General features: G+C 74.8%; 18 protein-coding genes and 1 pseudogene. 8 read left to right on the top strand and 11 right to left on the bottom strand.

Going from position 1 to position 20,755, the window contains the following annotated elements; genetic code table 11:
* Positions 1-41: 41 nt before the first annotated feature.
* Positions 42-1,325, top strand: a complete 1,284-nt coding sequence (locus ACI782_RS09905) for a nicotinate phosphoribosyltransferase (protein WP_456908599.1) — start codon at positions 42-44, stop codon at positions 1,323-1,325.
* Positions 1,326-1,341: 16 nt separating this feature from the next.
* Positions 1,342-1,917, top strand: a complete 576-nt coding sequence (locus ACI782_RS09900; RefSeq protein WP_456908597.1) for a nicotinamidase — start codon at positions 1,342-1,344, stop codon at positions 1,915-1,917.
* A gap of 194 nt (positions 1,918-2,111) precedes the next feature.
* Here the strand turns inward: ACI782_RS09900 and serB are convergent, their stop codons facing one another.
* The 4 genes from serB to ACI782_RS09880 all read right to left on the bottom strand — a co-directional run bounded on the left by serB (position 2,112) and on the right by ACI782_RS09880 (position 6,732).
* A complete protein-coding gene (serB, locus tag ACI782_RS09895; protein WP_456908595.1) occupies positions 2,112-3,368 on the bottom strand; it encodes a phosphoserine phosphatase SerB in 1,257 nt (418 codons plus the stop codon).
* Between the two features lie 132 nt (positions 3,369-3,500).
* On the bottom strand, positions 3,501-5,252 hold the full coding sequence (gene ctaD / locus ACI782_RS09890; RefSeq protein ID WP_456908593.1) for an aa3-type cytochrome oxidase subunit I: 1,752 nt from the start codon (positions 5,250-5,252) through the stop codon (positions 3,501-3,503).
* Positions 5,253-5,356: 104 nt separating this feature from the next.
* A complete protein-coding gene (locus tag ACI782_RS09885) occupies positions 5,357-6,187 on the bottom strand; it encodes a putative RNA methyltransferase (RefSeq protein ID WP_456908591.1) in 831 nt (276 codons plus the stop codon).
* Positions 6,188-6,228: 41 nt separating this feature from the next.
* Positions 6,229-6,732 (bottom strand): metallophosphoesterase family protein, encoded by a 504-nt coding sequence (locus ACI782_RS09880; RefSeq protein WP_456908589.1) that lies wholly within the window; start codon positions 6,730-6,732, stop codon positions 6,229-6,231.
* 82 nt (positions 6,733-6,814) lie between these two features.
* Here ACI782_RS09880 and ACI782_RS09875 point away from each other — a divergent pair, with 82 nt between their 5' ends.
* The gene (locus ACI782_RS09875) at positions 6,815-8,410 is read left to right on the top strand and encodes an MFS transporter (RefSeq protein ID WP_456908587.1); all 1,596 of its coding nucleotides are present in this window, start codon (positions 6,815-6,817) and stop codon (positions 8,408-8,410) included.
* 58 nt (positions 8,411-8,468) lie between these two features.
* On the opposite strand, the gene ACI782_RS09870 is transcribed toward ACI782_RS09875, so the two are convergent.
* The 3 genes from ACI782_RS09870 to ACI782_RS09860 all read right to left on the bottom strand — a co-directional run bounded on the left by ACI782_RS09870 (position 8,469) and on the right by ACI782_RS09860 (position 11,866).
* Positions 8,469-9,434 carry a cytochrome c oxidase assembly protein gene (locus ACI782_RS09870; protein ID WP_456908585.1) on the bottom strand — a complete coding sequence of 322 codons (966 nt, stop codon included), beginning with the start codon at positions 9,432-9,434 and terminating at the stop codon, positions 8,469-8,471.
* A 121-nt stretch (positions 9,435-9,555) separates the two neighbouring features.
* A complete protein-coding gene (locus ACI782_RS09865) occupies positions 9,556-10,473 on the bottom strand; it encodes a cation diffusion facilitator family transporter (RefSeq protein ID WP_456908583.1) in 918 nt (305 codons plus the stop codon).
* 298 nt (positions 10,474-10,771) lie between these two features.
* The gene (locus ACI782_RS09860) at positions 10,772-11,866 is read right to left on the bottom strand and encodes a M23 family metallopeptidase (protein ID WP_456908581.1); all 1,095 of its coding nucleotides are present in this window, start codon (positions 11,864-11,866) and stop codon (positions 10,772-10,774) included.
* Positions 11,867-12,157: 291 nt separating this feature from the next.
* On the opposite strand from ACI782_RS09860, the gene ACI782_RS09855 reads away from it, so the two are divergent.
* From ACI782_RS09855 to ACI782_RS09840, 4 genes and pseudogenes are all read left to right on the top strand, one after another.
* The gene (locus ACI782_RS09855; protein ID WP_456908578.1) at positions 12,158-13,339 is read left to right on the top strand and encodes an alcohol dehydrogenase catalytic domain-containing protein; all 1,182 of its coding nucleotides are present in this window, start codon (positions 12,158-12,160) and stop codon (positions 13,337-13,339) included.
* A 164-nt stretch (positions 13,340-13,503) separates the two neighbouring features.
* Positions 13,504-14,703 (top strand): MFS transporter, encoded by a 1,200-nt coding sequence (locus tag ACI782_RS09850; RefSeq protein ID WP_456908576.1) that lies wholly within the window; start codon positions 13,504-13,506, stop codon positions 14,701-14,703.
* A 103-nt stretch (positions 14,704-14,806) separates the two neighbouring features.
* Positions 14,807-15,142: pseudogene (locus ACI782_RS09845) on the top strand (aldo/keto reductase); the annotation flags it as partial.
* A gap of 58 nt (positions 15,143-15,200) precedes the next feature.
* Positions 15,201-15,608 (top strand): aldo/keto reductase, encoded by a 408-nt coding sequence (locus ACI782_RS09840; RefSeq protein WP_456908812.1) that lies wholly within the window; start codon positions 15,201-15,203, stop codon positions 15,606-15,608.
* A gap of 4 nt (positions 15,609-15,612) precedes the next feature.
* Here ACI782_RS09840 and ACI782_RS09835 read toward each other — a convergent pair whose 3' ends face one another.
* A complete protein-coding gene (locus ACI782_RS09835) occupies positions 15,613-16,947 on the bottom strand; it encodes a D-arabinono-1,4-lactone oxidase (protein ID WP_456908574.1) in 1,335 nt (444 codons plus the stop codon).
* Between the two features lie 113 nt (positions 16,948-17,060).
* Between ACI782_RS09835 and ACI782_RS09830 the strand changes: the two genes are divergently transcribed.
* Complete coding sequence (locus tag ACI782_RS09830) at positions 17,061-18,281, top strand: amino acid deaminase/aldolase (RefSeq protein WP_456908572.1); 1,221 nt, start codon at positions 17,061-17,063, stop codon at positions 18,279-18,281.
* Between the two features lie 36 nt (positions 18,282-18,317).
* Here ACI782_RS09830 and ACI782_RS09825 read toward each other — a convergent pair whose 3' ends face one another.
* From ACI782_RS09825 to ACI782_RS09815, 3 genes are all read right to left on the bottom strand, one after another.
* On the bottom strand, positions 18,318-18,716 hold the full coding sequence (locus ACI782_RS09825) for a hypothetical protein (protein WP_456908570.1): 399 nt from the start codon (positions 18,714-18,716) through the stop codon (positions 18,318-18,320).
* 116 nt (positions 18,717-18,832) lie between these two features.
* Complete coding sequence (locus ACI782_RS09820; protein ID WP_456908568.1) at positions 18,833-20,452, bottom strand: ABC-F family ATP-binding cassette domain-containing protein; 1,620 nt, start codon at positions 20,450-20,452, stop codon at positions 18,833-18,835.
* Positions 20,453-20,495: 43 nt separating this feature from the next.
* Positions 20,496-20,690 carry a three-helix bundle dimerization domain-containing protein gene (locus tag ACI782_RS09815; RefSeq protein WP_456908565.1) on the bottom strand — a complete coding sequence of 65 codons (195 nt, stop codon included), beginning with the start codon at positions 20,688-20,690 and terminating at the stop codon, positions 20,496-20,498.
* Positions 20,691-20,755: the final 65 nt, after the last annotated feature.

Here is a 20,755-nt window from a genome sequence, read left to right as displayed (position 1 = left end):
CGGCGGGTCGGCACCGCCCCACCGGCCTAGGCTCCGAAGCCATGTCGACGGGTTCTGCCCTGCTCACCGACCGGTACGAGCTCACGATGGTCGCCGCCGCGCTCGCCGACGGCACCGCCGACCGCGACTGCGTCTTCGAGGTGTTCGCCCGCCGCCTGCCGCACGGCCGCCGTTACGGCGTGCTGGCCGGGACCGGGCGGCTGCTCGAGCAGCTCCCCCGCTTCTGCTTCTCCGACGAGGACCTCGTGTCGCTGCGGGACCAGGGCCTGACCGACGAGCGGCTGCTGGACTGGCTGGCCGACTTCTCCTTCAGCGGGGACGTCGAGGGCTACGCCGAGGGCGAGCTGTTCTTCCCGACCTCCCCCGTGCTCACCGTCCGGGCGTCGTTCGCCGAGGGGGTGCTGCTGGAGACGCTGATCCTGTCGGTCCTCAACCACGACAGCGCGATCGCCTCGGCCGCCGCCCGGATGGTCGGCGCCGCCTGCGAGCGGCCCTGCATCGAGATGGGCTCGCGGCGCACCCACGAGGAGGCCGCCGTCGCCGCCGCGCGCGCCGCGCACCTGGTCGGCTTCACGGCGACGTCCAACCTCGAGGCGGGCCGCCGGTACGGCGTCCCCACCACCGGCACCAGCGCGCACGCGTTCACGCTGCTGCACGACGACGAGGTCGCCGCCTTCCGCGCGCAGGTCGCCGCCCTCGGCGTGGGGACGACCCTGCTGGTCGACACCTACGACGTCGACCAGGGCATCCGCACCGCCGTCGAGGTGGCCGGGCCCCGGCTCGGCGCGATCCGGCTGGACTCCGGCGACCTGCCCACCCTCGCAACGCACGCGCGGGAGCTGCTGGACTCCCTGGGCGCGACCGGCACACGGATCATCGTGACCAGCGACCTCGACGAGTACGCCATCGCCGGGCTCATGGCCGCGCCGGTCGACGGCTACGGCGTGGGCACGTCCCTGGTCACCGGCTCGGGCGCCCCCACCGCCGGGATGGTCTACAAGCTGGTCGAGCGCGACGGGGTCCCGGTGGCCAAGAAGGCGGAGGGCAAGTACTCCGTCGGCGGCCGCAAGAACGCCGTCCGCCGGCACGACGAGTCCGGGACGGCGACGGCGGAGGTCATCAGCAGCGCGCCGATCACACCCCGGGACGGCGACCGGGACCTCGTCGTCCCGCTGGTGAAGGGCGGCACGGTGCTGAGCTCGGCCACGCCGGCCGAGGCGCTGGCCGAGGCGCGCGCCCACCACGAGCGGGCGCGCGCGGCCCTGCCGCAGGAGGCCTGGGCGCTCTCCCGCGGGGACTGCGCCATCGAGACGGTCACGTCCTGACCGGGGAGGTACCACGATGACCCGCGCACTGGTGGTCGTCGACGTGCAGAACGACTTCTGCGAGGGCGGCAGGCTCGCCGTCGCCGGCGGGACGGCGGTCGCCGACGCGATCAGCGCCCACGTCCGGGCGCACGCCGGCGAGTACGCCCACGTCGTCGCCACCCGGGACCACCACGTCGACCCCGGCGACCACTTCCACGAGCAGCCGGACTTCGTCGAGACCTGGCCGGCCCACTGCGTCGCCGGCAGCGAGGGTGTCGAGCTGCACCCCCGGCTGGACCGGGAGCCGATCGCGGCGGTCTTCGACAAGGGGCACTACTCCGCGGCCTACTCCGGGTTCGAGGGCAGCTCGGGGGGCGTCGCCCTGGCCGACTGGCTGCGCGAGCGCGGGGTCGACGCCGTGGACGTGGTCGGCATCGCCACGGACCACTGCGTCCGGGCGACCGCGCTCGACGCCGTCCGCGAGGGCTTCGCCACCCGGGTGCTGCTCGCCCTCACCGCCGGCGTGGCCCCGGAGACCACCGACGCCGCCCTCGAGCAACTGCGGACCGCGGGCGTCGAGCTCGAGGGGAAGGTCCACCAACCCGGCTGAGCGAGGCGACTGACGCTCGGCAAGAGGGGAACGGCAGGCAGCCGTGTGGACCGGTCGCGGGGGCCCGGAGGGCCGCCCGACCGGGACACGGGCAGCGGCTCCACGGCGCAGGGCACGGCACCTGGCCGCGGTGTCGCCCGGAGGGCGACGATGTGATCGCCGCGGTGTCGCCCGGAGGGCGACGGTGTCGTCGCTCAGGTCGCGTCGAGGACCTCGTCCCGCGTGAAGCCGAGCACCTGCAGGACCGCGTCGAGGTAGGGCTGGTTGAGCGCGGTGTGCGCCTGCTCGCGGACGTAGGGCTTGGCGTTGAAGGCGATGCCCAGCCCGGCCGCGTTGAGCATGTCGAGGTCGTTGGCGCCGTCGCCGACGGCCACGGTCTGGTCGAGCGGGATGCCGTACTCGTCGGCGAAGCGGGCCAGCGCGCGGGCCTTGCCGGCGCGGTCGACGATCTCCCCCACCAGACCGCCGGTGAGCTTCCCGTCGGCCACCTCCAGGGTGTTGGCCGCGGCGAAGTCCAGGCCGAGCTGCTCGGCGAGCGGTTCGGTGATCTGGGTGAAGCCGCCGCTGACGATGCCGCAGCGGAAGCCCAGCCGCTTCAGGGTCCGGATCAGCGTGCGCGCCCCCGGGGTGAGCACCAGGGCCTCGCGCACCTCGTCGAGCACCTCCACCGGCAGTCCGGCGAGGGCGGCCACCCGCGCGCGCAGCGACTCGGCGAAGTCGAGCTCGCCGTTCATCGCCGCGGCGGTGAGGCGCGCGACCTCGGCCGCCCGGCCGGCGCGCGCGGCCAGCTCGTCGATCACCTCCCCGCGGACCAGGGTGGAGTCGACGTCGAGCACGATGAGCCGCTTGCTCCGCCGGGTCAGGCCGACCTGCTCCACGGCGATGTCCGCGCCGGTCCGCGCCGCCACCGAGCCCAGCGCCGTGCGCAGCTCGGTGGCCTCCGCGCCGGAGACGGTCAGCTCGAAGCTCACCACCGGGTAGTCCGACAGCCGGCGGATGGCGTCGATGTTGCCGCCGAGGCCCGCGACGGCCGAGGCGGCCCCGGCGACCGCGGCCGGCGGGACCGGCCGGCCCAGCACGATCACGTGGTGCGCGCGGCTGTTGGACCGCTTCTCCTCGTCCACCGAGTCGACCTGCACCTGCATGCCCGTGGCGTCGGCGACCTCGGCGGCCAGGCGGGCCAGGCGGGCGAGGAACTCGGCGTCGTCGACCGGCGGCCCGCCGTCCAGCCGCACGGCGGTGACCTCCACGCCGAGCACCAGCTGGCCGTGGACGACGACCTGCTCCACGTCGACCACCTCGATGGCCCGCCGCCCGTCCCCGGCCTCGGCCAGCGCGGTGAACAGCCGCGCGGTGACACCGGGCCGGTCCAACCCGGTGACGGTCAGCAGGGCGCGCGGCGTCTCGGGTCGGGGGTCCGGCGGCGTGCGGGGGGCGGGGTCGAGCGGCACTGCCCCATCGTGCCGCACACGCGGCGACGCCCCGCCGGCCGGGCCGACGGGGCGTCGCTGTGGATCGTGAAGGGCCTGGCCCCCTGCAGGGTCCCGACGCGAGCCTGCGAGCGGCGGGGGGCAGGGGTCTTCTCAGGTGGGGTCGGGGTCCCTGCTCCCCTGCCGAGCGCCACCGGTGAGGCCGATCTCGCCGGCGTACGGCTCGTGCCGGCCGCCGACGTGCTTCTCCCGCTCGAGCCGCTCGAGCAGGTGCGGGTAGTGCGCCTCGAACGCCGGGCGCTCGGAGCGGATCTTCGGGATCTCGGTGAAGTTGTGCCGCGGCGGCGGGGACGACGTCGCCCACTCCAGCGAGTTCCCGTGGCCCCAGGGGTCGTCCCGCAGGGCCAGGGGCCCGAACCGCCAGGACTTGAAGACGTTGTAGAGGAACGGGATGGTCGAGGCGCCGAGCACGAACGAGAAGATCGTCGAGACCGTGTTCAGCGTGGTGAACCCGTCGGTGGGCAGGTAGTTGACGTACCGGCGCGGCATGCCCTCGTTGCCCAGCCAGTGCTGCACCAGGAACGTGCCGTGGAAGCCGATGAAGGTCAGCCAGAAGTGCAGCTTGCCGAGGCGCTCGTCCATCATCCGGCCGCACATCTTCGGGAACCAGAAGTAGATGCCGGCGTAGGCGGCGAACACCACGGTCCCGAAGACGACGTAGTGGAAGTGGGCCACGACGAAGTAGCTGTCCGAGACGTGCCAGTCCAGCGGCGGGCTGGCCAGCAGCACACCGGTCAGACCGCCCAGGAGGAAGGTGACCATGAAGCCGACGGAGAACAGCATCGGCGTCTCGAAGGTCAGCTGCCCCCGCCACATGGTGCCGATCCAGTTGAAGAACTTGATCCCGGTCGGCACGGCGATGAGGTAGGTCAGGAACGCGAAGAACGGCAGGAGGACCGCCCCGGTCGCGTACATGTGGTGCGCCCACACCGTCAGCGACAGACCACCGATGGCCAGGGTCGCGAAGACCATGCCCTTGTAGCCGAACAGCGGCTTGCGGGAGAACACCGGGATGATCTCGGTGACGATGCCGAAGAACGGCAGCGCGATGATGTAGACCTCGGGGTGCCCGAAGAACCAGAACAGGTGCTGCCACAGCATGGCGCCCCCGTTCTCCTCGGAGTACACCAGCGCCCCGAGCTGGCGGTCGGCCAGCAGCGCGAACAGCGCGGCGGTGAGGATCGGGAAGGCCAGCAGGATCAGGACGCTGGTGACGAGCGTGTTCCAGGTCATGATCGGCATCCGGAACAGCGTCATGCCCGGCGCCCGGAGGCAGACGATCGTGGCGATGAAGTTGACGCCACCGAGGATCGTGCCCAGACCGGAGACGGCCAGGCCCGCGATCCACAGGTCGGCGCCGGCACCGGGGCTGTTGGTGACGTCGGACAGCGGCGTGTACGCGAACCAGCCGAAGTCGGCCGCCCCGGCGGGGGTGAGGAAGCCCGCGACCGCGATCGAGCTGCCGAAGAGGAACAGCCAGTAGGAGAAGGCGTTCAGCCGCGGGAACGCGACGTCGGGCGCGCCGATCTGCAGCGGCATGACCAGGTTCGCGAACGCGAAGAACAGCGGCGTCGCGAAGAACAGCAGCATCACCGTGCCGTGCATGGTGAACAGCTGGTTGTACTGCTCGGGCGAGAGGAACTGCAGCCCCGGCCGGGCCAGCTCGCCGCGCATGAGGAGGGCCATGAGGCCGCCCACCATGAACCAAGCGAACGAGGTGGCCAGGTACATGAGGCCGATGGTCTTGTGGTCGGTGGTCCGCAGCAGGTTCGAGAGCCGCGAGCCCTTCTCGACCTCGCGAGCCGGGCTCGGCCGGCTCACGATCGGCGCCGGTGCGATCGTCACCGTCGCAGCATAAGCGGTGCCCGTGGGACACCTCCCGTCGACGGGGGGAGGCGCGCCGTTCCCAGCCGCGCCGCCGTGACCGCGCCGTGACCGCACGCCCCCCGTCAGCCGACGAAGGCCCAGGTGGTGACGTCCACCGACACCGTCACCGGGGACCGCTCGGGCAGCCGGTCGACCGCCGCGGCCAGCGCCTCCGGGGTCAGGTGGCGCGCGTGCGGGCCCATGCCGACCAGCGTGCGCACCGCCGTCCGGTCGAGGTCCAGCCGCTCCCGGTGGCCGCCGGCCGCCACCTGCCGCAGGTGCGGCTCCAGGGTGGCCGCGAGCCGGCGTCCCTTCTCGGGGTCGACGCGCAGCAGCCCCAGCGGGCCGACCAGCTCGGCGAGGTGGTCGGCGGCCGGGGTGACGACGACGACCCGGCCGCCGGGGCGCAGCACCCGGGCGATCTCGGGGCCGCTGCGCGGGGCGAAGACGACCAGCACGCGGTCGACGGCGGCATCCCGCACGGGCAGCCGCGCCCAGGCGTCGGCGACGACCGCCAGCGCCCGCGGGTGGGCGCCGGCGGCCCGGCGCGCGGCGTACCGCGAGGAGTCCAGGACGAGCCCGACCGCGTCGGGCAGCCGGTCGAGGACGCCGGCGAGGTGCTGCCCGGTGCCGCCACCGAGGTCGAGCAGTTCGCCGGGCGGGCGCTCCCCCGCGAGGACGGCGTCCCCGAGGGCTCGGGTGATCCCGCCGTAGTGGCCCGCGGCGAGGAAGGCCACCCGATCGGCCACCATCTCCGCCGTGTCGCCGGACGGCGGCACGTGCCCCGGGGGCAGCAGCGTGACCTGCCCCTGCCGCGCCCGGTCGAAGGAGTGGCCGGCCGGGCAGCGCAGGCCGGTGGCGCCCGGCATCGCCGCCAGCGGGCCGCCGCACACCGGGCAGGCCAGCAGGTCCACCGCCCGAGGAGGCCACGGCCGCCGGCTGCCGGACCCGGCGGTCACCGCACGACCGGGTGGAAGGTCACGTCGTGCAGCGCGCCGTCGTCGGCGACCGCCGTGACGAAGGTGCCGTGCGGCTGGCGGCGGCGGTCGGTCGGCGACCCGGGGTTGAGCAGCCGCAGCCCCGTCGGGGCGGTCGTGTCCCAGGGGATGTGGCTGTGCCCGAAGACGAGCAGGTCGGCGTCGGGGAACCGGGCCGCGCAGCGGGCCTCCCGGCCCTTCTTGTCCCCGGTCTCGTGGACGACGGCGACGCGGATGCCCGCGATCTCGGCGCGGGCCACCTCGGGCAGCCGCTCCCGCAGCGCCCCGTGGTCGTTGTTGCCGTACACCGCGACCAGCCGGCGGGCGCGCTCTTCGATCCGGTCGAGGAGCGCGACGTCCACCCAGTCGCCGGCGTGCACCACGACGTCGGCTGCGTCGATGGCCGCCCACAGGGCATGAGGTAGGTCACGCGCGCGCTTGGGGACGTGCGTGTCCGAGGTGAACACCAAGGAGGACGGCACGAGCCCATGCTCGCAGGCGGCTATCTTGCGGCAGCCGACGATGCCGTCACCCACTCCCGCACGACCTCCCGAGGACTCCCCCATGACTGACCCCACGTCCACGCGCGCCTCCGGCGCCGGCCACGTCGGCGAGGAGCCGTACCCGAGGCGGTGGCTGGCCCTGGGGGTCATCGCCATGACCGTCCTGCTGGTCATCCTCGACGCGACGATCGTCAACATCGCGCTGCCGGCCGTCTCCGCCGACCTGGGCATCACCGCGGCCAGCCAGCAGTGGATCGTCACCGCCTACACCCTGACCTTCGGCGGCTTCCTGCTCCTCGGCGGGCGGATCGCCGACTTCTGGGGCCGCAAGCGCACCTACCTGGTCGGCGCGGCCGGTTTCGCCATCGCCTCCGCGCTCGGCGGCGTCGCGCAGAACGAGGGCATGCTCTTCGCCGCCCGCGCGCTGCAGGGCGTCTTCGGCGCACTGCTGGCCCCGGCGTCGCTGGCGCTGCTCACCGTGCTGTTCACCGACGCCAAGGAGCGGGCCAAGGCCTTCGGCGTCTACGGCGCCATCGCCGGCGGCGGCTCGGCCGTCGGCCTCCTGCTGGGCGGTGTCCTCACCGAGTACGCCGACTGGCGCTGGTGCTTCTGGGTGAACCTGCCCGTCGCGCTGCTCGCCGTGGTGCTGGCGATCCCGATCGTCCCGGAGAGCAAGGCCCCTGGCGACACCCGCTACGACATCCCCGGGGCGGTGCTCGTCACCCTGGGCCTGGCCTCGATCGTCTACGGCTTCACCCGCGTCGCGGAGGCGTCGCAGACCAACTCGATCGAGGCCGCGGAGGCCAACGCCCGGGCCGCGGCGCAGGGCAACCCCGCGCTGGTCACGCCCGCGAGCGGCTGGACGGACGGGCTCGCCTGGGTCTTCATCGTCGCCGGCCTCGTGCTGGTGGCGCTGTTCGTCCTGCTGGAGCTGCGGACCCGCAACCCGCTGCTCCCGATGCGCATCGTCCTCGACCGGAACCGCGGTGGGGCCTACCTGACCTCGACGCTGGTGGGTGCCGGGCTCATCGGGGCGTTCTTCTTCCTCAGCCTGTACTTCCAGCAGGTGCTCGGGTACGAGCCGGTCGTGGCCGGCCTGGCCTCGCTGCCGACCACCCTCGGCGTCTTCATCTCCGCCGGGGCGGCCAGCGCGCTCGTGCCGCGGATCGGACCCAAGCCGCTCATGGTCCTGGGCGGTCTGCTCGCCGCCGCCGGGCTGTTGACGCTGTCCTTCGTCGGCCTCGACACGGGCTTCTGGCAGCTGCCCTTTCCCGGCCAGCTCCTCCTGGGCCTGGGCCTCGGCTTCACCTTCGTGCCGCTGTCGAACCTGGCGCTCGTCGGCGCCGGCGCGCACGACGCCGGTGCGGCCAGCGCCATGCTCAACGCCACCCAGCAGGTGGGCGCCTCCATCGGCACCGCCGTCCTGGCGTCGCTGTCGGTCGGCGCCATCAGCGCCTACGCCGCCGACGCGCTCACCTCGGGTGCGAACCCGCAGGACCCGGCGGTGGCCCTGACGGCGCAGGTGGAGGGCTACACGACGGCCTTCACCTGGGCCTCCGCCCTGCTGGTGGTGGGCGCGCTGGTCTCCGCGGTGCTGATCAAGGCCACCAAGGAGGACCTGCCCGCCGAGGGGGACGCCGTCGTCCACGTGGGCTGACCGGCCCACCGCGCGCGACGCCGTCCTCCCCGGGCTCGGGGAGGGCGGCGTCGTGTCGTCAGCGGCCGGTGCTCCGCGCGGCGAGGGCCCGGAGCCGCTCGTTGTAGGCCTGCAGCTCGGCGTCCTCGGTGCGCAGGGCGGCCCGGTCGAGCCGCCTGGCCGTGCGCTCCTCCGACCCCATCCAGGAGAAGAGGACGATCGCCATCACGAAGACCGTCGGCAGCTCACCGAAGGACCACGCGATGCTGCCGGCGGTCGACTGGTCGGCGAGCGGGTCGACGCCCCAGCCGGCCGGCGGGGTGGCGAAGGTCCGCACGACCAGCGAGCCGGCCATCATGACCGCGACGCCGAAGAACGCGTGCAGCGGCATCGGGATGAGCAACTCGAGCATCCGGCCCCCGTGGCCCGTGGTCCGCGGCCACGGGTCCTGGCTGAGGATCGGCCCGAAGAAGAGCAGCCCGGTCACGGTGAAGTGCGCCAGCATGAACTGGTGCCCCACGGGGTTGCCCATCAGCGCGTCGAAGACCGGCGTGAAGTAGACCCCGTAGAGGCTGCCGAGGAACAGCGGCAGCGTGAACAGCGGGTGCGACAGGAGCCGCGCGATCCGGCTGTGCAGCCCGTCGAGCAGCAGCGCCCGCGGGACACCGGCCAGGCCCCTGCCGCGCGGCAGCGTGCGCAGCGCCAGCGTCACCGGGGCGCCGATGAGCAGCAGCAGCGGCGAGATCATCGACAGCACCATGTGCTGGGCCATGTGCACGCTGAACAGCACCATGCTGTAGCCGTTCAGCCAGGTGCCCGTGACGGCGAACAGCGACAGGCAGCCGGCGATCCACGACGCCGTCCGCCACCACGGCCACGCCACGCCGGAGCGGCGCAGCACCACGAGCGCGGTCAGGTACCCGACCACCCCGAGCAGGCTCAGGACGGCGAGCACCGACCACGGCTCCAGGTGCGGCAGGAACATCCGCCCCCAGGTCGGCGGTTCGGCGGGCACCCACATGCCCGAGTGGTGACCGTGCTCCACCGAGAGCGCCTCCTGCCCGACCGACGAACTGCGCCTCCACTGTCCCACCTGGTGACGTACCGGAGCGGCCACCCTTCAGGGGCCCTCCGCCTGAGCCTGCGAGGGGGAAGGTGGTCCTCCGTCAGTCGTGGACGGGCGCCTCGTGCCCGGCGTGGGTCGCGGCCTCCAGCTGGAAGGTGCAGTGCTCGACGTCGAAGTGGCCGGCCAGGCACGCGCAGAGGTCGTCGAGCACCCGGCCGCCGTGCCCGGCCTCGAGCGCCTCGTCGGTGACGACCACGTGGGCCGAGAGCACCGGCAGGCCGGAGGTGATGGTCCAGGCGTGCAGGTCGTGGACGTCGAGCACGCCGTCCACCCCGAGGACGTGTGCCCGCACCTCGTCGAGGTCGACACCGCGGGGCGCGGCCTCCAGCAGCACGTCCACCGCCTCGCGCAGCAGCGACCAGGCGCGGGGCAGCACCAGCGCGGCGATGAGCAGGGACGCGACGGTGTCGGCGGGGGTCCAGCCGGTGGTGGCCACGACGACGGCGGCGGCGATGACGGCGACCGAGCCGAGCGCGTCCCCGAGCACCTCGAGGTAGGCGCCGCGGACGTTGAGCGAGTCCTTCCGGCCGCGGTGCAGCAGTGCCAGGCCGCCGAGGTTGACCACGAGGCCGGCCGCGGCGACGGCGAGCATGACGCCCGAGCCGATCTCCGGGGCGTCGCCGATCCGGCGGACCGCCTCCACCACCACGTAGCCGGCCACCCCCACCAGCAGCAGGCCGTTGGCGACCGCGGCGAGGATCTCCACCCGCTGCCAGCCGAAGGTCCGCCGTCCGCGGGCGGGGCGCTGCGCGAGCGAGACCGCGCCGAGGGCCAGCGCCACGCCGAGCGCGTCGGTGGCCATGTGGCCGGCGTCGGCCAGCAGCGCCAGCGACCCGGACACCGCGGCGCCGACGACCTCGGCGGCCATGACCGCGACGGTCAGGCCGAGGACGACGGCCAGCCGCCGGCGGTACCCCGCCGACGCCGTCGCCGGGGCGTGCGTGTGGCCGTGCCCCATGAGCCCATCCTCCCCGTGGTCGCTGCGCCTCTGGAGTGTCCCGCAACGCAGGGCGCCCTCCGCCCGGGCGGAGCCGGGAGGAGGGCGCCGGGCGGCCCCGCTGCAGGGTCCCGCCCCGAGCCTGCGAGGGGTCAGACGGCCCCGTCCGGGGCACCGCCGCGAGCCTGCGAGCGGTCGAACGGCCCCGTCCGGGGCACCGCCGCGAGCCTGCGAGCGGTGGGGAGGACGGGGTCCTTCCTGGGGTCCTTCCTGGGGTCCTTCTGGGGGTCCCTTCTGAGGTCCTTCTGGGGACCCTCTCTCAGATCTGGACGCCGCGCTCCCGCAGCCACGGCAGCGGGTCGATCTTCTGACCGTTGATGCCACCCACGTGCACCTCGAAGTGCAGGTGCGGCCCGGTGGACCGGCCGCGGTTGCCGAGCAGCGCGATCGTGTCGCCGGCGCGGACGACCTGCCCGGGCGTGACGAGGATCTGCTCCATGTGCCCGTAGACGGTGACGTCGCCGTTCTCGTGCTGGATGTAGACGGCGTTGCCGTAACCGCTGGCCGGGCCGGCCTCGAGGACGATCCCGTCCACCGCGGCGTACTCGGGGGTCAGCATGGGCGCGGCGAGGTCGATGCCCGCGTGCAGGGTGCCCCAGCGGGCCCCGAAGGTGCTGCTGAGCCGGGCGCCGGCGACGGGCAGCACGGCCTGGGGCCGGGCGGCCTCCGCGGCGGCCTCGGCGGCCAGCCGGTCGGCCTCGACCTGGGCCTGCGCGGCGGCGGCCTGCTCGGCCTCCCGGGCGGTGCGGCTGGCGGTCACCTCCTGCAGCTGGGCGGTGTCGTCGGCCGCGACGGCGGCGGACTGCGCCTGGGTGTCCAGGCCGAGTTCCGCGGCCACGCTCACCGACTGGCGGGCCGACCCGGCCTCGGCCTGCGCGGTCGGGTCACCGACGGTGAACAGCCCGAGACCGGCGGCGCCGACGAGGGCGGCGGCCAGGTACATCGCGGGACGGCGGTGCCGCGCCGGCGGCACCGTGCGACGGGTGCGGCCGCGTCGCCGGCCGGCCGCAGCGGGCTCAGTGGGCTCGGCCACGGCGTGCGGGCCGGCCGGGTGGGTGTCCTCGGCGCGGACCTCGGGGAGGTCGATGCCGGCGCGGGCGACGGCCTCGGCCAGCCCCGTGAGGCCGGCGAGGTCGGTGACCTCGGCCAGTTCGCGCGCCGGCCGGTCCCCGGGCGACTGAGGAGCGGTGTCCCCCGACGGCTGCACATCCCCCGTGCGCTGCGTCGAGGTGGTCTGGGTCGACGTCTCCGTCGCGGGCTGCCGCCGGGAGGACGGGGCCGCGGCCGGGATCTGCGCGCCCGGGACGGGCGCCGACCCCTCGGTGAGGAGACGGTCGGAGTGGAGCGGAGTCATGCACCTGGCTTCCGGAGGGGACAGGGTCGTCGTGCGGTGCCCGGGGGAGCGGGCGGGGCCCATGTAAACACGTCGTTATCGTTTCGTGATGGGAATACAGGGGTACTGACCTGCGGTTTCGTGATCCGCGCCACAGGACCACAACGGTGTCGTTCAACGTTGTGTATATCGACCGTCACGCTTCGTACCTGACGCGCCGTGCGCGACCCATTACAGGAGCGATCCAGGTCACGACAAGGGCAGGAGGGCTCTGATGAAGCCCTTGACAGCCCGACCGGAGGAGCAGTCTCCATGCGCGCAGTGACCTGGCACGGCCGTGCCGACGTCCGGGTGGACACCGTCCCGGACCCGACGATCCAGGAGCCCACCGACGTCGTCATCGAGGTCACCTCGAGCGGCATCTGCGGGTCGGACCTGCACCTGATCGAGGTGATGGCGCCGTTCATGACCGTGGGCGACGTCATGGGCCACGAGCCGATGGGCGTGGTCCGCGAGGTCGGCTCCGAGGTCACCGCGGTCAAGCCCGGTGACCGGGTCGTCGTCCCCTTCAACATCTCCTGCGGCACCTGCTGGATGTGCTCGCAGGGGCTGCAGTCCCAGTGCGAGACCACGCAGAACCGCGACCAGGGCTTCGGGGCCTCGCTGTTCGGCTACACGAAGCTCTACGGGCAGGTCCCCGGTGGCCAGGCCGAGTACCTGCGGGTGCCGTTCGGCAACACCCTGCCGATCAAGGTCCCCACGGGCCTCCCCGACGACCGCTTCGTCTACCTCTCCGACGTCCTGCCCACCGCGTGGCAGGCGGTCCAGTACGCCGCCGTCCCGCCGGGCGGCACGCTGCTGGTCCTGGGTCTGGGCCCGATCGGCGACATGTGCACCCGCATCGCCCACCACCTGGGCATCGAGAAGGTGTATGCGTCCGACGTCGTCCCCGAGCGGATCGCGCGGGCCGCCGCGCGCGGCACCGAGGTCATCCGGTCCACCAAGAAGGACGACGTCGTGCAGGCCATCCAGGACGCGACCGACGGCCGCGGCGCGGACGCGGTGATCGACGCCGTCGGCATGGAGGCACACGGATCGCCGTTGGCCTCCCTCGCGCAGAAGGCGACCGCCGTGGTGCCCGACGCAATCATGGAGAGGGTCATGCAGGTGGCCGGCGTCGACCGCCTGGCCGCGTTGAACACCGCCATCGACGCCGTCCGGCGCGGCGGGACCATCTCGCTGTCGGGCGTCTACGGCGGCGCGACCGACCCGCTGCCGCTCATGCGGATGTTCGACAAGCAGATCCAGCTGCGCATGGGCCAGGCCAACGTGTGGCGCTGGGTGCCCGACATCCTGCCGATCCTCACCGAGGGGGACCCGCTCGGCGTCGACGACTTCGCCACCCACCACGTGCCGCTCGAGCAGGCGCCGGAGGCCTACGCGAACTTCCGGGAGAAGAAGGACGGCGCGGTGAAGGTGCTGCTCACGCCCTGACGCCCCGCGCCCGCCCCGGACGTCGGGTGTGAGGAGACCCACCCGACGTTCGGGGCATGCCGCGGCGGGGCATGGACTTGCCCTGAGAGAGGGTCGGAGCCGACCCCGGCAGGACGACGCAGTCCGAGCCACACCCGCAGTCGTCGTCCCCAGGAGTCCGCCCCGTGCCCCGTGGCCTGCTCGCCCTCGCCATCGGCGCCTTCGGCATCGGCACCACCGAGTTCGTCGTGATGGGCATGCTGCCCGAGATCGCCGACGGACTCGGGGTCTCGGTGTCCGCCGTCGGCATGCTCATCTCCGCCTACGCGATCGGCGTGGTCGTCGGCGCGCCCACGCTGACCGCGCTGGGCGTGCGCTTCTCGCCCCGCCAGACGCTGGTCGGCCTCATGGTCGTGTTCGTCGTCGGCAACGCGCTGTCGGCGCTGGCCCCGACCTACGAGACCCTGGCCGCCGCCCGCGTGCTCGCCGCGCTGGCCCACGGCTCGTTCTTCGGCGTGGGCGCCGTCGCCGCGCGCCGGCTGGTCGCGCCCGACCGGGCCGCCCAGGCCATCTCGCTGATGATGGTCGGCCTCACGCTGGCCAACGTGGTCGGCGTGCCGCTGGGCACCTTCGTGGCCCAGCAGACCAGCTGGCGGCTGGTGCTCGGCGCCGTCGCGGTGATCGGCCTGGTCACCATCGCTGGCCTGCTGGCCTGGCTGCCCCGCGACCTCGGCGAGCCCGGCGACCTGCGCAGCGAACTCGCCGCCTTCCGGCGCGGCCAGGTGTGGCTGGTGCTGGGGCTGACGATGGTCGGCTTCGCCGCGCTGTTCGCCGTCTACAGCTACGTCAGCCCGATCCTCACCGAACTCGGGGGCATCCCGGTCGGATGGGTGACGCCGGTCCTGGCGCTGTTCGGCATCGGCACCACGGTGGGCACCCTGGTCGGCGGCCGGTTCGGGGACCGCTTCGGCTTCTCCTTCGTCGCCGTCGGCCTGGTGGGCACGGCCGTCGTCCTGGTCGCCTTCGCCTTCCTGGCCCGGACGCCGGTCGCCGCGATCGCGTTGCTGGTGCTGTTCGGGGCCATCGCCTTCTCCCTCGGGCCGGTCGTGCAGAACGGCGTCATCGAGGCCGCCCAGGTGCGCGGCGGCAGCCTGGTGTCGGCGGCCAACCAGGCGGCGTTCAACGTGGCCAACGCCGTCGGCGCGGCGCTGGGCGCGCTGGTCCTCTCGCTCGGGATGGGCTACACCGCCCCGATGTGGGTCGGCGCGGTCGTCGCACTGGTCGGCGCCGCGATCGCCGTCCTCGCCCGCTCGGGAGGACGGGTCGAGGTCCCGGCGGCCCTCGACCCGCGGGTCGCCGACGAGGTCTGCCGCACCGCGGCCTGAGCCGGTGCGGGCCGGGGTGGGGCCCGGTCAGGACGACGACCGCGGAGCGGTCCGGACGGTCCCCCTCGGCGACCGGTCGGTGCACCGGCTCGGCTACGGCGTGATGCAGCTCGCCGGCCCGCACGTCATGGGTCCGCCCGCCGACCGGGACGCCGCCGTCGCCGTCCTGCGCCGCGCGGTGGAGCTCGGCGTGGACCACGTCGACACCAGCGACCACTACGGCCCGCACGTCACCAACGAGGTCATCCGCGAGGCGCACCCCCTACCCCGAGGGTCTGGTCGTCGTCACCAAGGTGGGGGCCCGGCGGACGCCGGACGGCGGCTGGCCCGAGGCCCTCTCCCCGACGAGTTGCGCGCGGCGGTCGAGGACAACCTGCGCAACCTGGGCGTGGACGCCCTGGACGTGGTGAACCTGCGGATGCCCGGGTTCTCCACGCCGGTGGAGCGGTCGCTGGCCGAGCCGTTCGAGGCCCTCGCGCAGCTGCAGCAGGGGGGCTCTGATCGGGCACCTGGGGGTCAGCAGCGTGACGACGCAGCAACTGGCCGAGGCACAGGCGATCGCGCCCGTGGTCTGCGTGCAGAGCCACTACAACCTGGTGCACCGGCGCGACGACCCGATGATCGACGCGCTCGCCCGCGAGGGGATCGCCTGCGTGCCCTGCTTCCCGCTCGGCGGGTTCACGCCCCTGCAGTCGGCCGCGCTGGAGACGGTGGCCCGCCGACTGGAGGCCTCCCCCATGCAGGTCGCCCTGGCCTGGCTGCTGGCCCGCAGCCCCGACGTGCTGCTCATCCCCGGCACCTCGTCGGTCGCCCACCTGGAGGAGGACCTCACCGCGGCCGCGCTCGTGCTCGGCCCCCGTGAGCTCGAGGAGCTCGACGCGATCGGCGGCGCGCCCGCGGCGTGAGGGGTCAGCGGTCGGGTGCCGGGCCCAGCACCCGGTCGAGGTGGTCGTTGGCCAGGACGCCGGTGGGGTCGAGCCGGTCGCGGACGGCGAGGAACTCGTCGAAGCGGGGGTAGCGGGCCCGGAGCAGGTCGGCGTCCAGGCCGTGCAGCTTGCCCCAGTGCGGCCGGCCGCCGACCGCGCCGGCGATCGCCTCCAGGGCGGCGAACCAGGGGCCGGGGTCGGTCGCGGCCGGGACGTGGGCGGCGACGTAGGCGGTGTCGCGGCCGGAGGCGGTCGACAGCGGGATGTCGTCGGCCGCCGCCAGCCGCACCTCCACGGGGAAGGCGGTGCGCCAGTCGCCGGCCTCGTGCACCCGCTGCAGCTCGGCCAGCACGGCGGGTGCGTCGCGGCGCGGGACGGCGTACTCCATCTCCAGGAAGCGCACCCGCCGGCGGCTGACGAAGACGCGGTGGGAGTGGTCGGTCCAGCTGCGGGCGCCCAGCGCGCGGGCGGAGGCGCGGGCCAGCGGCGGCACCAGCGCGGGCACGCGCCGTCCGGCCGCGACCACCCCGGCGAAGGCGGCGTTGGCGAGCACCTCGTCGTCCCACACCGCCCGCCACCGCGGCAGCGGGTCGAGCCCGCCGGCCAGCGGGACCCGGGTGTTGCACTTGACCAGCGTCGCGTCGGTGTGCGGGAACCAGTAGAACTCGACGTGGTCGGTGCAGGTCATGAGCTCCTCGAAGCCCCGCAGCGCGGTGGCGAGCCGGCCCGGCCCCTCGACCGCGTGCAGGGCGAAGGCCGGCTCGGCCTGCAGGGTCACCGCCGTCACCACGCCCAGCGCGCCGAGCCCGACCCGGGCGGCGGCGAACACCTCGGGGTGGGTGTGCGCGTCGCAGTGCAGCAGCTCGCCGGCCGGGGTCACCAGGTCCAGCGCCCGCACCTGGGTGGCCAGCCCGCCGAACCGGGCCCCGGTGCCGTGCGTGCCGGTGGCGAGCGCACCGGCGACGGTCTGCCGGTCGATGTCGCCGAGGTTGGTCAGCGCCCAGCCGGTGCGGGCGAGCTCGGCGGTGAGCCGGTACAGCGGCGTCCCCGCGCCGACGGTGACCAGGCCGTCGTCGCCCATCGAGACACCGCACAGCTCGTCGAGGACCAGCGCGACGTCCTCGGGCCGCCCGATGGCGGAGAAGGAGTGACCGCTGCCGACGGGTCGCACGCGCCTGCCGGCGTCGGCCGCGGCGGTCAGGACGGCGGCCACCTCGTCCGGCGAGGACGGGCGCGCCACCGCCACGTCGGCCCGCTGGTTGCCCGCCCAGTTGCGCCACCGTCGGACGTCCGCGGGAACCGCCGGTCCAGCCGTCACCCCGACCTCCTCCGCCGCGATCGGTCCCCGGCACTCTGCCCGGGCGGGACTGTGCAGGTCAACGGCCCGTCCGGGGGTTGACCCTCCGCTGTCGGGCGGCCACGCTCGCCCGCGTGACCGCCGTCCGCCAGCCCTCGGTCGAGGCGGCCCGGGCCCGGCTGGACCGCGCCACCGCCGACCTCGACCCGCCCCTGGCCGTGGTCGACCTCGACGCGCTCGACGCCAACGCCGCCGACCTCGTCGCGCGGGCCGGCGGGCGGCCGATCCGGGTGGCGAGCAAGTCGGTGCGCAGCCGGGCCGTGCTGCGCCGGGTGCTGGCCCGGCCGGGCTTCGCGGGCGTGCTCGCCCACACCCTCGCCGAGGCGCTGTGGCTGACCCGCGGGGACGAGCCGGTCACCGACGACGCCGTCGTCGCCTACCCGTCGGTGGACCGGGCGGCGCTGCGACGGCTGCTCGACGACGAGACGGCCGTGGCACGGGTGACGCTGATGGTCGACTCGACCGACCACCTCGACCTCGTCGACGCCGTCGTCCCGCCCGGACGGCGGCCGGCCGTGCGGGTCTGCCTCGACGTGGACGCCTCGCTCCGGGTCGGCCGGGTGCACGTCGGCGTGCGCCGCTCGCCCGTGCACGAGCCCGCACAGGCCGCCGCCCTCGCCCGGGCCGTGGCGGGCCGCGCGGGGTTCCGGCTGGTCGGCCTCATGGCCTACGAGGCGCAGATCGCCGGCGTGCCCGACGTACCCCGTGGCCGCCCCGCGCGCGGCCTCGCCGTCCGCGGGGTGCAGGCGCTCTCGGCCCGCGAGCTGGCCGGCCGGCGCGCGGCCGCGGTCGCGGCGGTCCGGGCGGTGGCGCCGCTGGAGTTCGTCAACGGCGGTGGCACGGGGAGCCTGGAGCGGACGGCGGCCGACTCCGCGGTGACCGAGGTGGCGGCCGGCTCCGGGCTCTACTGTCCGACCCTCTTCGACGGGTACCGCGCCTTCGCCGCCCGCCCGGCCGCGCTGTTCGCCCTGCCGGTGACCCGGGTGCCGGCGCCGGGGACGGTGACCGTCGCCGGGGGCGGCTGGATCGCGTCGGGTCCGGCGGGTGCGGACCGGGTCCCCTCCCCCGTCTTCCCGTCGGGGCTGCGGCTGCTGGGCACCGAGGGCGCCGGGGAGGTGCAGACGCCGCTGCGCGGGCCGGGCGCGGCGCGGCTGCGGGTCGGCGACCGGGTGTGGTTCCGGCACGCCAAGGCCGGGGAGCTGTGCGAGCACGTCGACGTCCTGCACACGCTGGCCGGGGACGCGCTCGCCGGCGCCGTCCCCACCTACCGCGGTGAGGGACGGGCGTTCGGCTGACCGCCCGCAGAGCGGGCGGCGCCATCAGCGCGCGGGTCAGCCCTCCGCGTTGCCCGCGAGGGCCCGGGCCGCGGCGGCGTCGGCCGCGTCGAACCCGATCTCGCCCACGGCGCCGCGCCGCGCCGCCTGGCCGTCGATCCACCGGCGGTGCGCCTCCCACGCCGACTGGCGGGTGGTGCCCAGCGCCTGACCGATCTCGGCCCAGGAGGCGCCCGCGGCCCGCGCCGTCCGCACGGTGAGCTGCCGGCCCTGGCCGGCCCGGCGGGCGATCACCTCCCCCAGCGCCAGCAGCTCCAGCGCCTCGGCACGCTCCAGCGGGCGCGGCCCGCCGGCGTCCTCGGGATCGGCCAGCGAGTCGCGCGCCCGCAGCTCCTCGTACCGGCGGACGGCGGTCTGCAGCGTGTGCTCCCGTTCGAGCGTGTCCACGTCGGCCATGCACCCAGCATGCGTCAGGCCACCCTGACAGTCAATGGAACGACCCCCTGCCCCTCGCCACTCGCCAGCTCGCGTCGGGACCCTGCCGGGGGCCAGGACGGGGCCGCGCGGAACGGCTACCGGGTACGGGCCACCCGTGCCTCGTCGAACACCGGCTCGGCCGACTCGTACACCCGGCCGTCGGCGCCGAAGACCAGGAACCGGTCGAACGAGCGGGCGAACCACCGGTCGTGGGTGACGGCGAGCACCGTCCCCTCGAACGCGGCCAGCGCCTCCTCCAGCGACTCCGCGGAGAGCACGTCGAGGTTGTCGGTCGGCTCGTCGAGCAGCAGCAGGGTTGCGCCGGAGAGCTCCAGCAGGAGGACCTGGAACCGCGCCTGCTGCCCGCCCGAGAGCGTCCGGAACAGCTGGTCGCCCTGGTCGGCCAGCCCGTAGCGGCGCAGCGCGGCCATCGCCCGGCCGCGGTCGACCCCCGGCCGCCCCGGCTCGCCGTGCCAGAGCAGGTCGACCAGCGTGCGGTCGAGCCACTCCGGGTGGGCGTGGGTCTGCGCGAAGGAGCCGGGGACGACGCGCGCGCCCAGCCGCCAGGAGCCGGTGTGTGCGACGTCCTGCCCGGCCAGCAGCCGCAGGAAGTGCGACTTGCCCGCGCCGTTGGCCCCGAGGACGCCGACCCGGTCGCCGTACCAGACCTCCAGGTCGAAGGGGCGCATCAGCCCGGTCAGCTCCAGCTGCTCGGCCATCACCGCCCGGACGCCGGTGCGCCCGCCGCGCAGCCGCATCGCCACCCGCTGCTCCGGTGGGCGGTCCGGTGGTGGCCCGGCCGCCTCGAACCTCGCCAGCCGGGTCTGCATCGCCCGGTAGCGGGAGGCCATGTCCGGCGAGTTGGCCGCCTGCTGCTGCAGCGTGCGGACCAGCTCGACCAGCCGCTGGTGCTCCTCGTCCCAGCGCCGGCGCAGCTCGGCCAGCCGGTCGTGCCGCGCCGTCCGGGCGTCGGCGTAGGTCGCGAACCCACCGCCGTGCACCCACGCCGTCCCGCCCTCGACGGTGACCACCCGGTCGGCGACGCGGGCCAGCAGCTCGCGGTCGTGGCTGACGAACAGCACCGTCTTGCGGGTCTCCAGCAGCCGCTGCTCCAGCCAGCGCTTCCCGGGGACGTCGAGGTAGTTGTCCGGCTCGTCGAGCAGCAGCATCTCCTCGGGCCCGCGCAGCAGCGCCTCGAGGGCCAGCCGCTTCTGCTCCCCGCCGGACAGCGTGGACAGCTCGCGGTACTTGCAGCGGTCGTAGGGGACGCCGAGCGCGGCGACGGTCACGGTGTCCCAGGTGACCTCGGCGTCGTACCCGCGGGCGTCGCCCCACTGCGCCAGCGCGTCGGCGTAGGCCAGCTGGGCGGCGTCGTCGTCGGTCTCCATGAGGGCGAGCTCAGCGGTCTCGACGGCGTCCCAGGCGGCGCGGACGGCGGGCGGGGAGAGGTCGACGAGGAACCGCTGGACCGTCGTGTCGTCGCGCACCGAACCGATGAACTGCCGCATCACGCCGAGCCCGCCGCTGCGGGCCACCGCCCCGGCCTCGGGCACGAGGTCACCGGCGACGATCCGCAGCAGCGTCGTCTTGCCGGCGCCGTTCTCCCCGACCAGCGCCGCGCGGGCGCCCTCCCCGATGCGGAACGAGACCTCGTCGAGCAGCACCCGCCCGTCGGGCAGGGTGTGCCGTACCCCGGTCACGTCGACGTAGCCCACCCGGACATCGTCCGGACCGCCGCAACCGCGTTTGCGCGTGGGGTCAGGCCACCGACAGCAGCCGCTCCCGCGCCAGGCGCTCGACCAGCTCCGGCAGTGCCGTGGCGGGCACCCCGCTGAGGTCCCGCCGGCAGTTGCGCACCACGGTGCCGATGACCTGCGGCCGCAGCCGCGGGTGGAACTCGTCGGCCAGACGGGCGACGGCCTGGTCGACGGCGGGGTCGTCGGTCACGGTCATGCGCGAGCGCCTCCATGCGGGCCCGGGATGCGGAGGGCGGGCAGCCAGCTGCACCCGCCGTCGGT

The organism is Geodermatophilus sp. SYSU D00703, from assembly GCF_054050155.1.
Note: the sequence above shows the minus strand (reverse complement) of the source record. Positions and strands in the feature narration are given on the sequence as shown.

What these genes read in the sequence shown, in the direction of transcription:
- ACI782_RS09815 (WP_456908565.1), bottom strand. Translation starts at nt 20,690, where the DNA reads ATGACCGTGACCGACGACCCCGCCGTCGACCAGGCCGTCGCCCGTCTG.
- ACI782_RS09825 (WP_456908570.1), bottom strand. Translation starts at nt 18,716, where the DNA reads ATGGCCGACGTGGACACGCTCGAACGGGAGCACACGCTGCAGACCGCC.
- ACI782_RS09865 (WP_456908583.1), bottom strand. Translation starts at nt 10,473, where the DNA reads ATGGGGCACGGCCACACGCACGCCCCGGCGACGGCGTCGGCGGGGTAC.
- ACI782_RS09875 (WP_456908587.1), top strand. Translation starts at nt 6,815, where the DNA reads ATGACTGACCCCACGTCCACGCGCGCCTCCGGCGCCGGCCACGTCGGC.
- ACI782_RS09855 (WP_456908578.1), top strand. Translation starts at nt 12,158, where the DNA reads ATGCGCGCAGTGACCTGGCACGGCCGTGCCGACGTCCGGGTGGACACC.
- ACI782_RS09860 (WP_456908581.1), bottom strand. Translation starts at nt 11,866, where the DNA reads ATGACTCCGCTCCACTCCGACCGTCTCCTCACCGAGGGGTCGGCGCCC.
- ACI782_RS09900 (WP_456908597.1), top strand. Translation starts at nt 1,342, where the DNA reads ATGACCCGCGCACTGGTGGTCGTCGACGTGCAGAACGACTTCTGCGAG.
- ACI782_RS09905 (WP_456908599.1), top strand. Translation starts at nt 42, where the DNA reads ATGTCGACGGGTTCTGCCCTGCTCACCGACCGGTACGAGCTCACGATG.